The 13,394-nt window shown below is 58.2% G+C and carries 13 protein-coding genes and 1 rRNA gene; 9 read left to right on the forward strand and 5 right to left on the reverse strand.

What is annotated here, in order from left to right; genetic code table 11:
* Positions 1 to 180 (reverse strand): 16S ribosomal RNA (locus K341_RS0107390); the annotation flags it as partial.
* Positions 181 to 553: 373 nt separating this feature from the next.
* Between K341_RS0107390 and clpX the strand changes: the two genes are divergently transcribed.
* Positions 554 to 1,855: an ATP-dependent Clp protease ATP-binding subunit ClpX gene (gene clpX / locus K341_RS0107395; RefSeq protein ID WP_009350601.1), complete on the forward strand. Its 1,302-nt coding sequence runs from the start codon at positions 554 to 556 to the stop codon at positions 1,853 to 1,855.
* 452 nt (positions 1,856 to 2,307) lie between these two features.
* Here the strand turns inward: clpX and fsa are convergent, their stop codons facing one another.
* Complete coding sequence (fsa, locus tag K341_RS0107400; protein ID WP_282705187.1) at positions 2,308 to 2,961, reverse strand: fructose-6-phosphate aldolase; 654 nt, start codon at positions 2,959 to 2,961, stop codon at positions 2,308 to 2,310.
* A gap of 186 nt (positions 2,962 to 3,147) precedes the next feature.
* On the opposite strand from fsa, the gene K341_RS0107405 reads away from it, so the two are divergent.
* Entirely contained in the window at positions 3,148 to 3,756 is a 609-nt protein-coding gene (locus K341_RS0107405; RefSeq protein WP_026762354.1) for an SAP domain-containing protein, read from the forward strand.
* Positions 3,757 to 3,779: 23 nt separating this feature from the next.
* Here the strand turns inward: K341_RS0107405 and K341_RS0107410 are convergent, their stop codons facing one another.
* The 3 genes from K341_RS0107410 to K341_RS0107420 all read right to left on the reverse strand — a co-directional run bounded on the left by K341_RS0107410 (position 3,780) and on the right by K341_RS0107420 (position 6,716).
* The gene (locus K341_RS0107410) at positions 3,780 to 4,088 is read right to left on the reverse strand and encodes a type II toxin-antitoxin system RelE/ParE family toxin (protein WP_009350597.1); all 309 of its coding nucleotides are present in this window, start codon (positions 4,086 to 4,088) and stop codon (positions 3,780 to 3,782) included.
* A complete protein-coding gene (locus tag K341_RS0107415; RefSeq protein WP_009350596.1) occupies positions 4,075 to 4,341 on the reverse strand; it encodes a type II toxin-antitoxin system Phd/YefM family antitoxin in 267 nt (88 codons plus the stop codon). Before K341_RS0107415 ends, K341_RS0107410 begins: the two co-directional genes overlap by 14 nt.
* Before the next feature lie 110 nt (positions 4,342 to 4,451).
* Complete coding sequence (locus K341_RS0107420; RefSeq protein WP_026762355.1) at positions 4,452 to 6,716, reverse strand: anaerobic ribonucleoside triphosphate reductase; 2,265 nt, start codon at positions 6,714 to 6,716, stop codon at positions 4,452 to 4,454.
* A gap of 169 nt (positions 6,717 to 6,885) precedes the next feature.
* Between K341_RS0107420 and K341_RS0107425 the strand changes: the two genes are divergently transcribed.
* The 7 genes from K341_RS0107425 to K341_RS0107450 all read left to right on the forward strand — a co-directional run bounded on the left by K341_RS0107425 (position 6,886) and on the right by K341_RS0107450 (position 13,336).
* The gene (locus K341_RS0107425) at positions 6,886 to 7,941 is read left to right on the forward strand and encodes a CatB-related O-acetyltransferase (protein WP_026762356.1); all 1,056 of its coding nucleotides are present in this window, start codon (positions 6,886 to 6,888) and stop codon (positions 7,939 to 7,941) included.
* Positions 7,942 to 7,988: 47 nt separating this feature from the next.
* Positions 7,989 to 9,002: a tryptophan--tRNA ligase gene (gene trpS / locus K341_RS0107430; protein ID WP_026762357.1), complete on the forward strand. Its 1,014-nt coding sequence runs from the start codon at positions 7,989 to 7,991 to the stop codon at positions 9,000 to 9,002.
* A 118-nt stretch (positions 9,003 to 9,120) separates the two neighbouring features.
* Positions 9,121 to 9,336 (forward strand): hypothetical protein, encoded by a 216-nt coding sequence (locus tag K341_RS12605; RefSeq protein WP_156024921.1) that lies wholly within the window; start codon positions 9,121 to 9,123, stop codon positions 9,334 to 9,336.
* 162 nt (positions 9,337 to 9,498) lie between these two features.
* Positions 9,499 to 10,218, forward strand: coding sequence for a phosphocholine cytidylyltransferase family protein (locus tag K341_RS0107435; RefSeq protein ID WP_026762358.1), 720 nt, complete (start codon positions 9,499 to 9,501; stop codon positions 10,216 to 10,218).
* Positions 10,215 to 11,510 carry a phosphoenolpyruvate mutase gene (gene aepX / locus K341_RS0107440; RefSeq protein WP_026762359.1) on the forward strand — a complete coding sequence of 432 codons (1,296 nt, stop codon included), beginning with the start codon at positions 10,215 to 10,217 and terminating at the stop codon, positions 11,508 to 11,510. The genes K341_RS0107435 and aepX overlap by 4 nt, the downstream gene beginning before the upstream one ends.
* Positions 11,511 to 11,518: 8 nt before the next feature.
* Entirely contained in the window at positions 11,519 to 12,226 is a 708-nt protein-coding gene (locus K341_RS0107445; RefSeq protein ID WP_026762360.1) for a class I SAM-dependent methyltransferase, read from the forward strand.
* 3 nt (positions 12,227 to 12,229) lie between these two features.
* Complete coding sequence (locus K341_RS0107450; RefSeq protein ID WP_026762361.1) at positions 12,230 to 13,336, forward strand: 2-aminoethylphosphonate aminotransferase; 1,107 nt, start codon at positions 12,230 to 12,232, stop codon at positions 13,334 to 13,336.
* The last annotated feature ends 58 nt before the right edge of the window (positions 13,337 to 13,394 follow it).

Genomic DNA, 13,394 nt, shown 5'->3' on the forward strand with positions numbered 1-13,394 from the left:
CATTCGGTATTAGCATTCCTTTCGGAATGTTGTCCCCATCCTATCGGCAGGTTGTCTACGTGTTACTCACCCGTTTGCCACTAAGCTCATAAAAGCAAGCTTTCATTCGCTCCGTTCGACTTGCATGTGTTAAGCACGCCGCCAGCGTTCGTCCTGAGCCAGGATCAAACTCTCCGTAAAAGAAGAGCCTCACTAGACTCATTAATGTCATTCTGTAAAAGAATTGTTTTCGTTGACCTAATTATCAACGATGTTGCATCTGGCTTCGGTTAGATTATCTCTAACCTCTCTGCATTGTGTAGTTTTCAGGGTACATCTTGTGCGCCTCGAGAGCCTCTAGCCTTCATCAGCGCGACTGTCATAATATAACATAATCCCCGCGAAGCGTCAAGCCCTTTTCCACGTTTTTCTAGACAAATTCGCAGGATTATTTTCCTTTCCATATAATATAAAATCATCTCTCCACCCGTCTTTTGCTTGCGCTCCCTGCATTCCTATGGTATCCTATGGTAGATTTTATCAAGGTTCCCTTTAATTTTCGAAAGGATACATAATGTCAAAGAATCCGGTCAAACACCAATGCAGCTTTTGCAAACGCATCGTTGATGTGCGTGACCAATACGATATGCCGATTTACGATCCGAACACGGGCTTTGCCATCTGCCGGGACTGCGTACGCGAGATCAACCATTTCCTCGACGAACATGATCAGGCCGTCTCGTCCGAGGAGCACAGCTCGTTCCGCGCGCAGCTGGACGACGTGCTGCAAAAGACGCGCCCGCACCTCATCAAGGACTATCTCGACACCTATATCATCAATCAGGATCACGCGAAAAAAATCCTTGCGGTGGCGGTCTACAACCACTACAAGCGCATGAAGTACGGCTATGAAGCCGCCAAGGAGGAGCAGGAGTCAACGGAGATCGAAAAGTCCAATGTCATCATGCTCGGTCCTTCGGGCTGCGGCAAGACCGCCCTTCTCTCGCATCTCTCGAAACTCCTCGACGTCCCCTTTGCCGTGACGGACGCCTCAAGCCTCACCGAGGCGGGTTTTGTCGGCGCGGATGTCGAGGTCGCCGTGCGCAACCTCTACTATGCGGCGGACAAGGACATCGAAAAAGCGGAGCACGGCATCATCTATCTCGACGAGTTCGACAAAATCGCACGCAAATCGGGCGCGAACAACTCCATCACGGCAGACCCGGGGCACGAGGGTGTCCAGCAGGCGCTGCTCAAGATGCTCGAGGGCAGCGTCGTGGAGTTCACGGCGCGCGGTCAGCGCAAGCATCCCGAAGCGCCGACCATCAAGGTCGATACGAAGAACATCCTCTTCATCGTCGGCGGCGCGTTCGTCGGCATCGAGAAAATCATCGCCAAGCGTCTGCGCAAGAACAGCGCCGCCATTGGATTTGGCGCGGAGGTGCGCGGCAAGGAGACGGAAAAGGAATTTGACACGCTGATTCATCAGGTCAGCCCCGAGGATCTCATGGAGTACGGCATCATCCCGGAGATCATCGGACGCCTGCCCGTCATCTGCACGCTCGAGACGCTGGACGAGGACGCGCTCCTGCGCATCCTCACCGAGCCGATCAACGCCCCCGTACGGCAGTATGAAAAGCTGCTCGCGATGGACGGCGTGGAGCTGGTCTTTACCGAGGACGCCCTGCGCGCCGTGGCAAAAAAGGCGATTGCGCGCAAAACGGGCGCACGCAGTCTCAAGGGCATCATCGAAGAGGTCATGCTCGACGTGATGTTCGACATCCCGCGCGAGACCGCCCCGCGCCGCGTCACCGTCACGAAGGAATGCATCACGGACGGCGCGCTCCCCATTATCGAGGTCGCCGAAGCGGGCTAAGATAGGCAATCAAAAAGAGAACCGGTGCACACAATGTTGTGTAACGGTTCTCTTTTATTGTTGGTATTTGGTTGATATGCCGCCCCCGTAGGGGCGTGCCCTATGACGATATACGGCGGCGTAACGTATCGATGAGATCGGACTGCGCGAAAAACCCGCGCATAAAACCGTATAGTAAGTGACGCGGAAGTTTGGATGCAGAGCAAGGAATGAGAAAAACACAAGCGCAGGCGTAGTTAAAGACCTACGTCAAGCGCAGTGTTTTTCGATATGACGCAACTATGCGCCAAAATCCTGCGCCCGACTACCGCAACCTAAGTGACGCGGAAGTTTGGATGCAGAGCAAGGAACAAGAAAAATTCAAGGGAAGGCGTAGATGAAGCCTACGTCGACCGCAGAATTTTTCGCAGTGACACAGCTATGCGCCAAAATCCCGCGTCACGCGTCACGCCTTATCCGAAGACAGCTTCATAGTCCTTCCTGAACTTCTCAATCCCCTGATCCGTGAGCGGATGATGCGTCATCTGCTCAAGCACCTTGTACGGCACGGTCGCGATGTCCGCCCCCGCCAGCGCGCAGTCGATCACATGGATCGGATGGCGCACGCTCGCCGCGATGATCTCCGTTTTGATGTCGTGCAGTCCGAAGATGTCTGCGATGCTGCGAATGAGATCGATGCCCGGCACGGAAATATCGTCGAGCCGCCCGAGGAACGGCGACACATAGGTCGCCCCCGCGCGCGCCGCGAGCAGCGCCTGCCCCGCGCTGAAGACGAGCGTCACATTCGTCTTGATATTCTCTGCCGCGAGCTGCTTCACCGCCTTCAGCCCCTCGACCGTCATGGGGATCTTCACGACCATATTCGGATGAATCGCCGCGATCTCGCGCCCCTCCGCGACCATGCCCGCCGCGTCCGTCGTCGTTGCCTTCACCTCACCGCTGATCGCGCCGTCCACGATGGAGGCGATCTCGGCGATCACCTCCTTGAAGTCGCGCCCCTCCTTCGCGATCAGCGACGGGTTCGTCGTCACCCCGCAAATGACGCCCATATCGTTCGCCGCGCGAATCTCCTCCACCTTTGCCGTGTCAATAAAAAACTTCATCATTGTTCCTCCTTTACCGGCTCAAATTACATGTATTATATCATTGATTTGGAATTTTCCAAAATAAATATGCGGTACACCGTCGCAGTTTTTGTCAGTTATAACTGACAAAAATATATTTTCCTCCTTGTTTGTCACTTATAAATGTACTAGAATAAATGTCGCATATCCGTAAAGGAGGTGAGAGCCTTGGAAAAGCGCCCTCATTTTGAAGATATTGCATCCTACAGCGAGTTCAGCCGGTATTATTGGTACCGCGCGGAGCTCACCGCACTGTGCAAACGGCTCGGCATCCGCCACACGGGAACGAAGGCGGAGCTGAACGGGTATATCGAGGCATATTTTAACGGCCGGCTGATTCGCCCGCAAAAAGAATCCCGCAAAAGAGGCACCCGTGAGATTTCGCTCGACTGTCCGCTGCTCGCATGCAATTTTGCGTTCAACGCAGCGTTTCGGGCATACTTTTCCGAGGTAACAGGCGTCCGAAATTTCAAATTCAATGCCGATATGGCGGCGGCATGGCGCAAGGTGAAGCGCACACGGGACAGCTCGTTCACGGTGCGGGATTTGCTGGCGCTGTATTACCGCGAGTCAGACTATGCGAAATATGACAACAAGGCTTGTGAATGGAACCGCTTTCTCAAGGATTTCTGCGCCGACCCGCAAAGCAGGATTTACAAGCACCGTCTCAAAGCCGCCGCGGCGCTGTGGGCGATCGTAAAAAAATCCACGCTGCCGAAGGTCTACCGCCCCGCGCTTTTGGAGCAGAACCGTGCACTGCTTGAGATGTATCTGTGACAAGAACAGTGCATCATCCCATGTCAAAGGATCTCGGCAATGTTCCTACGACTGTAGAGAATCCGCCGCACTTCCATGGTATCGCCGACGACGACATAGAACACGATGTACCCGCGCACATAGATTGGATAATACGGCAGTGCGCGCTCCCTCGTCGAAGGATACGGAGCAGCCGCCTCCGGCATATGCAGACGTTTTCGGACGGCAGATTCTACGTCGTCAATGAGCCGAGCCGCCGCCTGCGGATTTCTAAGTTCATCGGCAATATAGCAGACAATCTCATTCAGGTCTTTACTAAACAGCGGGAGGTATGTGAGCTTATAGTCCTTCATCAACGATGCCCCGCGCGGCACGAAATACCTCGTCATGCGAGAGACGCGCGGCGTCCGCTCTTGCCGCGGCATCCGCTTCATCGAGTTTTGTCTCTACGTCCTCGGTGAGTGCTTCATATTGTTTGAGACTCATCAGAACCATTGTGCCGTATCCGTTCTTGGTGAGGAACACGGGGCTTCCGCTGTGCAGGACAACTTCCTCCACTTCCGGAAATTTATTTCTCAGGTCTGATACCGGACGAATTGCAATCATAAGAGCGTCCTCCTTTTTATCGTTACTTTATCACAATTTTATCCCCAAAGCAACAAAAAGCACACCTCCGATTGATCGGAAGCGTGCTTTTTTGATTGCCTAATATACTCTTAGTCCTTCATGCGCGGCACGGTCATAGTGCCGAAGGATTTTTCCTTACGGTGGCAGTGCGGGCATTCGTTTTCGATGAGGCCCGTGTAGCCGCAGACGGGATCGCGGTCGACGGGGTGATTGATGGAGAAGTAGCCCATGTTGGCGTCGTGCATGGCGCGGACGACTTTTTCGAAGGCTTTGACGTTCTTCGAGGGGTCGCCGTCCATCTCGATGTAGGCGATGTGTCCAGCGTTCTCAAGCTCGTGATACGGGGCTTCGATGCGGATCTTGTCGTACGCGCTGATGTCGTAGTAGACGGGGACGTGGCTGGAGTTCGTCATGTAGCCGCGGTCGGTAACGCCGGGGATGATGCCGTACGTCTTTTTGTTCGCGCGCTGGAACTGTCCCGCTGTGCTCTCGGCGGGCGTGCCGAACGTCGACCAGTTGCGGGTCTCCGCCTTCGTATAGGCGTCGGTGCGCTCGCGCATGTGACGCACGATCTTGAGCCCGAGTTCCTGCGCTTCTTCGCTCTCGCCGTGGTGCTTGCCGATGAGCGCGACAAGGCACTCGGCGAGCCCGCAGAAGCCGATGGAGAACGACGCGTGCCTGAGAACTCCCTTGATGGAGTCGACCTGGCTGAGCTTTTCGCTGCCCATCCAAACGCCCTGCCCCATGAGGAACGGGTAGTTGTAGACGTGCTTTTCCTCGATGACCTTCAGGCGGTCGAGGAGGTAGTCATGGCAGAGCTCGATGTAGTAATCGTACAGCTCCCAAAATTTATTCAGGTCGCCCTTCGCTTCGAGCGCGAGCTTCGGCAGGTTGATGGTCGTAAAGGAGAAGTTTCCGCGGCTGCCCGACTGCTCGGGGCCGTTGACGTTGCCCATGACGCGCGTGCGGCATCCCATCGTCGCGACGCAGCTGTTGTAGTCGCCGGGCTTGTAATACTGGAGGTTGTACGGCGCGTCGATGTTGACGTAGTTCGGGAAAAGGCGGCGCGCGCTGACGCGGCACGACTCGATAAAGAGGTCGTAGTTCGGATCCTCGGGGTTGTAGTTGACGCCCGCCTTGAGCTGAAACACGGAGATGGGGAAAATGGCGGTCTCGCCGTTGCCGAGTCCCTGCCAGATCGCGCTGAGCACTTCACGGATGACGAGACGTCCCTCGGGCGAGGTGTCGAGCCCGTAGTTGATGGAGCTGAAAGGCACCTGCGCGCCCGCGCGCGAGTGGAGCGTGTTGAAATTGTGGATGAGCGCCTCCATCGCCTGATGCGTCTCCTCCTCGACGCTCTCACACGCGAGACGGTAGATCGTCGCGGCGTCGGCGTCGAGCTCGCCCGCGACGGGCGTCTCGAATGCGTTCCGATAAACGACGTCGAGCGCGCGCCGCAGCTCTCTGACGGAACTTTGTCCGAGGTCGCTCTCGGCATCCTCAGCGTAGACGCAGACGGCGAAGTCCAGCTCTGCGCGCAGCGCTTTTTTGAACGCGTCGTGCGTGAAATGTCCGTGTCCGAGACGATAGAGGAGCGCTTTCCACGCCTCCTCAACGATCGCCTTGCGGAAGGATTTTTTCACGCCGTCCGCCATCGCAAAGTCGAACGCGTTGATGCTCTGTCCGCCGAACATGTCGTTCTGATTCGACTGGATCGCGATGCAGGCAAGGCTCGCGTACGCGCGGATGGAGTTCGGCTCGCGCAGGAAGCCGTGTCCGGTAGAGAAGCCGCCGCGGAAGAGTTTCAGGAGGTCGATCTGGCAGCAGTTGAACGTGATGAGCGAGAAGTCCTTGTCGTGGATGTGGATGAAGTTCTCGCGGTCGGCGTCGGCATACCGCTCCTCGAGGACGTAGTTGTCGACGAAGTGTTTTGCGCCCTCCGCGCCGAGCTTTAACATGATGCCCATCGACGCGTCGGTGTTGATGTTCGCATTGTCGCGCTTCAGATCGGAATCCACGGCGTCCGCGAAGAAGATGTCGCGGTAGCTCGCCATGAGGTGTTTTTGTGCCATGCGGCGCTGCGCGTGGCGCTGGCGGTAGGTGATGTAGCGGCGCGCGATGTCGTAGAATCCGTGCGCGAGGAGCTGTTTCTCGACGAGATCCTGAATCTCCTCGACGGAGATCTCCGCGCGGCTCTCAAACGCCGCCTCCACCGCCGCCGTCACGTTCTCGATCTCGAGCGCGGTCATCGGGTGCGCGTACTCCTTGCTCGCCGCCGCGATCGCGTTGAGGATCTTCGCGCGGTCGTAGGGGACGCTGTGCCCCGCGCGCTTCGTTACCGTTGTCACTGCCATGAACTTTTCTCCTTTGAATTTGAAAATACACTATATCTTGTGGTTTTCGATTTTTGATGTGGAATATATTGTAACAGAGCCACGAAAGAAAGGCAAGAATTTTTTAGGTTTTTGACATCGCTTCATTTTCTGTTATACTCTAAACTATAGAAAGATTGGAGGGGCGCCCATGGGACTGAATTTTAAGGTGCAATTCGTAAATCATGACGCGGCGGTTCGAACACTGCGCACGAACGACGGTCAAAATTCTGTCCTCATGACGTTCGGTCCCGGCTCATACCTCATGAGCGGCACGATCGTATACGGCGTCGGCGAGCGGCATGTGCTTGTCGGGCGGTACTCCTCTCTGGCAGACGGTTTGACGTTTAACATCGGGCAGAATCACAACCTTCATAATATCACGACGTATCCTTTTGAAAATCTGCGCTGTCTCAAAACAGGCGACCACCAAAACCATGCCGCCGCCGTCAACCGCGGGCAAATCATCATCGGCAGCGACGTGTGGATCGGCGATAACGTGTGCCTGATGGGCGGCGTGCGCATCGGCAACGGCGCGGTCATCGGCGCAAACGCGGTCGTGGCAAAGGACATCCCGCCCTATGCGGTCGCCGTCGGCAACCCGGCGCGCGTCATCAAATACCGCTTTGATGAGGAGACGATTCGCCGCCTGCAAAAGATCAAGTGGTGGAACTGGTCGGCGGAAAAAATCGAAACACACCGCGCCTTCCTCGAGGGCGGCGACATGGAGGGATTTCTCGCCGCCTGCGAGCGCGCATACACACCGCCGTCCGCGGACGAGGACGCGGATATCGCCGCGACCGTCCGCGCGCTTCGGGCGGAGCAATACACGATATATTATTTTATCCCGGATTTCAGCGCGGACGATGCCGTTTGGCGTTATGCAGTCGAATCTTACATTACCTCGTACCGCGCACGGGATAAGGCGGCGCTCATTCTCGCCGTCGCGCAGGACGCGGATGCAAAGGCGCCGCTCGCAGCGATCGCCGCGCGGCTCACCGACTGCGGAGACGACGCGCCCCTCATTTTCACCCATACGCCCGCGCAGGGGCGGGAGTTCTCCCCCGCAATCCTCGCGGCGTCGGACGTACTCATCACGACGAAGGAGGACGTCTCCTCGCGCGCCGCAGACGACGCCGCGGACGCGGGGCTCACGATCCGCTACGGGCTCGATCCCGCCGTGCTGATCTTCCCGCCGCTTTCCTAAATGCGCGCGAAACGCCGCACATCCATATATAAAGAAAGGCTCACATCATGACCGACACACAAGCAGCACAGGATTCCCGCCGCAAGATCATCCTCAGCGGCATTCAGCCGACCGGCACATTCACCCTCGGGAACTATCTCGGCGCGGTGAAGAACTGGCGGCATCTGCAGGAGTCCTATGACTGCTATTATTTTGTCGCCGATCTCCACGCGCTGACCGTCTACAACGAACCGGAGAAACGCCGCCGGCAGAGCCGCGAGGCGTTCGCCCTCCTGCTCGCGTGCGGTCTCGATCCGAAGGAAAGTCTCGTCTTTATCCAGAGCCACGTCCCCGCGCACGCGCAGATGGGATGGATGCTCTCGTGTCTCAGCCCGTTCGGCGACCTGACGCGCATGACGCAGTTCAAGGACAAATCCGCGAAGCACCCCGAGGACATCAACGCGGGACTCTTCACCTATCCCGCGCTCATGGCGGGCGACATCCTGCTCTACCGAGCGGATTACGTCCCCGTCGGCGCGGATCAAAAGCAGCACCTCGAGTTCACGCGCGACGTCGCGGAGCGGTTCAACCGCGTCTACGGCGAGGTGTTCCGCCTGCCCGAGGGCTATTATCCGAAGGAGGGCGCGCGCGTCAAGAGCCTGCAGGAGCCAACGGCGAAGATGAGCAAATCCGACACGAACGCAAAGGCGACGATCTACATCCTCGACGACGAAAAAACGATTTTGAAAAAATTCCGATCCGCCGTCACGGACAGCGAGTCGGAGGTCGCGTTCCGTGAAGGCAAAGACGGCGTCAACAACCTCATGACCATTTACGCCGCCGTCACAGGGAAAAATATGGACGAGATCACAGCGGAGTTCGCCGGGAAGGGGTACGGCGACTTCAAGACCGCCGTCGGCACGGTTGTCGCCAACGAGCTGCGCCCCATCCGGGAAAAATACGCAGAGCTCCTCGCAGATAAAGAATATCTCGACGCCGCCATCCGCGAGGGCGCGGAGCGCGCCTCTGCGATCGCCGAGCGAACGCTCGCGAAGGCAAAGCGAAAGATGGGACTGGCATAAAGTTACGCCGCCATAGCGAGATACAGGACACGGCACGCCGTGCCCCTACGAGGGCGGCATAAGTTGCTACGCTTTCCTTCGATGATGATCACGACGTATCGATGCCGAGGTTGCTTTTTTGTTACGCCGCCATAGCGAGATACAGGGCACGGCACGCCGTGCCCCTACGGAGGCGGCGTGGATTGCAAATGTGTCCCACGATGTCGCAGGAACGCCGCTCATCAGGTGTATCGCCGTTTCGTGGTGTGCGGCGAACGGGTGTCTTATCGACGCTGCGAAGCATTTACCCGAAGGGCGGCGCGACTTGTTGCCCATTGATTTGGGGATGTGTTAGACCGCCGCTTTGCAGTCCAAAGGACTGTGCGGCGGCATGATCTATATAACGATACGATACTGCCGCGACGTTTGCGCAGCAGCGAGAAAGATCCCCTGAGCCGCGCATAACACCTACGCCCCCGAACCGGAGAAAACCGCGCCGCACAAAGGAGACAACCGGATGAACAAAATCCATCAAATAAAACGCGCCCTCATCCTTGCCGCAGGGCGCGGCACACGGCTCGCGCCGCTCACGGACGACCGTCCAAAGCCGATGGTCGAGGTCTGCGGACGTCCGATCATCACGACCATCCTTGACGCGCTTAAGGCGGCGAGGATTTCGTCGATTACCATTGTACGAGGGTATCGCGGCGCGGCGTTCGACAAGCTCACAGACCAATACGAAGGGATTTCATTTCTAGACAATCCCGACTGGGAGACGTCAAACAACATCTCCTCTGTCACACTGGCGGGGGCACAGGGACTGCTTGAGGACACCTACGTCGTCGAGGGGGATCTGTACCTCGCAAATCCTGCCGTCATAACGCCCACACAGGAGCGCTCGAACTACATCGCGTTCCCCGTGGAGGAGACGGACGACTGGCGGTTTGCCGTCGATGCGCAGGGACGCATCACGGAGATCGGCGTCGGCGGGCGGGACTGCCATCAGATGCTCGGACTCTCGTACTGGACCGCGGAGGACGGCGCACGTCTCGCCCGCTGCGCGGCGACGCTCTACAGGGAGGAGCGTTACCGCGGGCTCTACTGGGACGAGATCGCGCTCAAATACTATGCGGAGGACTTTCACATCTACGTCCGCCCGTGCACGCGCGCGGACGTGTGGGAGATCGACACCGCAGAGGAGCTCAGGGATTTGGAAAGGGACATGAATTGCCAATGAAAACCGTATATACATGCTTTTGCACAGACATCATCCACGACGGACACCGGAACATCCTGCGCGAGGCGGCAAAACTCGGCCGCGTCGTCGTCGGCGTGCTCTCCGATCCCGAGATGCTGCGCTACAACAGATTCCCCACGCGCACGCTTGCCGAGCGCATGGAGATGCTGCGCGCAGAGGATCTCGTCGACGAAGTGATCGTGCAGGAGCATATTTTTTATGACGAAATCCTCGAAAAACTCCGCCCCGACTACGTCATCCACGGGCGCAACTGGGCGCAGGGACCCGAGTCCGCGCTGCGCAGCAACGTGCTCGCGTGTCTACAGCGGCTCGGCGGGCAGCTCGTCGAGCCGCCCTACACCTACAGCGACGAGGTCACTGAGATCGACCGCCGGATGCGCGAGCACCTCGCCATGCCCGAGCGGCGCCGCAGCCGTCTGCGCCGCCTGCTCGACATCATCCCCATCGTCAAGACCATCGAGGTGCACAACGGTCTCACGGGACTTATCGCGGAAAAGACGGTCGTTGAAAATGACGGCGGACTCGATCAGTTCGACGCCATGTGGATCTCGAGCCTGTGCGACTCGACGGCGCGCGGCAAACCCGACATCGAGCTCGTCGATTTCTCCGACCGCATCCAGACCATCAACGAGGTCATGGACGTCACCACGAAGCCCGTCATCCTCGACATGGACACGGGCGGCACGGCGGAGCATTTCGCCTACAACGTCCGCACGCTCGAGCGCATCGGCGTCTCCGCCGTCATCGTCGAGGACAAGACGGGGGCAAAACGCAACTCCCTCTTTGGCACGGAGGTCGCGCAGACGCAGGACACGATCGAGAATTTTTCCGAGAAGATCGCCGCGGGGAAAAAGGCGCTGCGCACCGACGAATTTATGATCATCGCGCGCATCGAAAGCCTGATCCTCGAAAAGGGGCAGGAGGATGCCCTCAGGCGCGCCGACGCCTATGTCGCGGCAGGCGCGGACGGCATCATGATCCACTCGCGCGCAAAGACACCGGGCGAAGTGCTCGCGTTCTGCGACGCGTTCCACGCATCGCACCCGGACATTCCCATCGTCGCCGTCCCCTCGTCCTACAACACCATCACCGAGGCGGAGCTGGCGGCGCACGGCGTGCGCATCGTCATCTACGCGAACCAGCTCACGCGCAGCGCGTTTCCCGCCATGGAGGCGACCGCGCGCTCCATCCTCGTCCATCACCGCGCGCATGAGGCGGATCAGAACCTCATGCCCATCAAGGACATCATCCGTCTCATTGAAATTATGTGAGGTGCCGCATGAAAAATCAATGGCGCGCCGTATGGAACCGGCGCACCTCCTCGAACGACCGACTGACAGGGCGCTGGCAGGACGTTCTGCTCGAGCTCAAACGCGCAAACGGCTACGACGTCATGGAGGGCGGTCTGCCGCTCGAGACCTTCATCGGTCAAGATAAACAAATGCGGGAGCTCCTGCACCTTAGCCCCGGGAAAAGCGTCTTTGAGGTCGGGTGCGGCGCGGGCGCAAATCTCTACCTCATGCAGCGGGACAGTATTATGGTTGGTGGAATGGACTATTCGCCCCCCCTCGTGGACACCGCACGTACGGTGCTCCCGGATGCGCTCGAGCTGTCCTGCGGCGAGGCGGACAAGCTGTCGACAGAGCGGACATATGACGCCGTATTTTCCGCCGGCGTCTTTTCCTATTTCACAGGCACGGACTATGCCCGGCGCGTCCTCACCCGAATGCTCGAAAAATCACGCGGCGCGCTCGGACTCCTCGAGGTGCATGACATCGAAAAGGAGGACGCCTATCACGCATTCCGCCGCGCCTCTATCCCGGACTATGACGAACGTTATAAGGGGCTCGATAAGCTCTTTTATCCCCGCGCGTTCTTCGAGGACTTTGCGCGGAAGCACGATCTCACCGTCACGTTCCCGACCGTCGATATGCCGGGCTACTGGAACACTCCGTTCATCTTCAACTGCTTTATGTATCGGAAGTGACTTATGAACATCAAACGAAACATCCTGCTCAATCCGGGTCCCGCGACCACGACCGACACGGTAAAGGCGGCGCAGCTCGTCCCCGACATCTGCCCGCGTGAGCGGGAATTCGGCGATCTGATGCGCACGTTCGGGGGCGACCTCCTGCGCATCGTGCATGTGACGCCCGAAGAATGGGCGACCGTCCTCTTTTGCGGGTCGGGCACGATCGCCATGGACGCCTGCGTCTCCTCGCTCGTTCCCGCGGACGGCAAGCTCCTCATCGTGAACAACGGCGTATACTCCGCCCGCGCCGCGGAGATGGCGCGCGCCTACGGCGTACTGCACATCGACCTCACCTTCCCGATCGACGGACTGCCCGATCTCGCGGTGATAGAGGACACGCTGAAAAAGCATCCCGAGATCACCGCCGTCTACACGACGCATCAGGAGACCGGCACGGGGATTCTCAATCCCGTGCGAGAGATCGGCGCGCTCGCCCACGCGCACGGCGCGATCTGCATCGCCGACACCATATCGACATTCGCCATGATCCCCATCGATGCGGAGGAGATAAACGTCGACGTGTGCATGTCGTCCGCGCAAAAGGGCATCCAAGGCATGACGGGGCTGTCCTTCGTCCTCGCGCGCAAATCCGTGCTCGACGCGGCGGTGCACTATCCCGTGCGGTCCTACTATACGAACCTCATCATGCAGTACGAGGGATTTGAACGGACGGGCGAGATGCGCTTCACCCCGCCCGTACAGGTTGTCTATGCGGCAAAGCGCGCGCTCGCGGAGTATTTCGCCGAGGGCGAAACCAAGAAGTGGGCGCGCCACACGCGCGTGATTGACGCCATTCATGAGGGACTCGCGTCGCTCGGACTAGAAGAGGCGATCCCCCGCGAGATACAATCGGGACTCGTCGTCGCCGTGCGCTACCCGGACGATCCGCATTTTGACTTTGCGCGCGTGCATGATTACTGCTATGAGCGCGGATTCACCATCTACCCCGGCAAGATGCAAACGGCAAAGACGTTCCGCCTCTGCGCACTCGGAGCGATCGATGCGCCAGATATTGGGGCGTTTTTCCGTGTATTTGAAGACGTGATGCGGGATTTTCGCGCATAGCTGTGTCACTGCGAAAAATTCTGCGGTCGACGTAGGTTTCATCTACGCCTTCCCTTGA

The organism is Centipeda artemidis DSM 19719, assembly GCF_000426665.1.
Lineage (GTDB): Bacteria > Bacillota > Negativicutes > Selenomonadales > Selenomonadaceae > Centipeda > Centipeda artemidis.

Coding starts and splice junctions, on each gene's coding strand:
- clpX (WP_009350601.1), top strand. CDS start 554: ATGTCAAAGAATCCGGTCAAACACCAATGCAGCTTTTGCAAACGCATC.
- fsa (WP_282705187.1), bottom strand. CDS start 2,961: ATGATGAAGTTTTTTATTGACACGGCAAAGGTGGAGGAGATTCGCGCG.
- K341_RS0107410 (WP_009350597.1), bottom strand. CDS start 4,088: ATGAAGGACTATAAGCTCACATACCTCCCGCTGTTTAGTAAAGACCTG.
- K341_RS0107415 (WP_009350596.1), bottom strand. CDS start 4,341: ATGATTGCAATTCGTCCGGTATCAGACCTGAGAAATAAATTTCCGGAA.
- K341_RS0107420 (WP_026762355.1), bottom strand. CDS start 6,716: ATGGCAGTGACAACGGTAACGAAGCGCGCGGGGCACAGCGTCCCCTAC.
- K341_RS0107425 (WP_026762356.1), top strand. CDS start 6,886: ATGGGACTGAATTTTAAGGTGCAATTCGTAAATCATGACGCGGCGGTT.
- trpS (WP_026762357.1), top strand. CDS start 7,989: ATGACCGACACACAAGCAGCACAGGATTCCCGCCGCAAGATCATCCTC.
- K341_RS0107435 (WP_026762358.1), top strand. CDS start 9,499: ATGAACAAAATCCATCAAATAAAACGCGCCCTCATCCTTGCCGCAGGG.
- aepX (WP_026762359.1), top strand. CDS start 10,215: ATGAAAACCGTATATACATGCTTTTGCACAGACATCATCCACGACGGA.
- K341_RS0107445 (WP_026762360.1), top strand. CDS start 11,519: ATGAAAAATCAATGGCGCGCCGTATGGAACCGGCGCACCTCCTCGAAC.
- K341_RS0107450 (WP_026762361.1), top strand. CDS start 12,230: ATGAACATCAAACGAAACATCCTGCTCAATCCGGGTCCCGCGACCACG.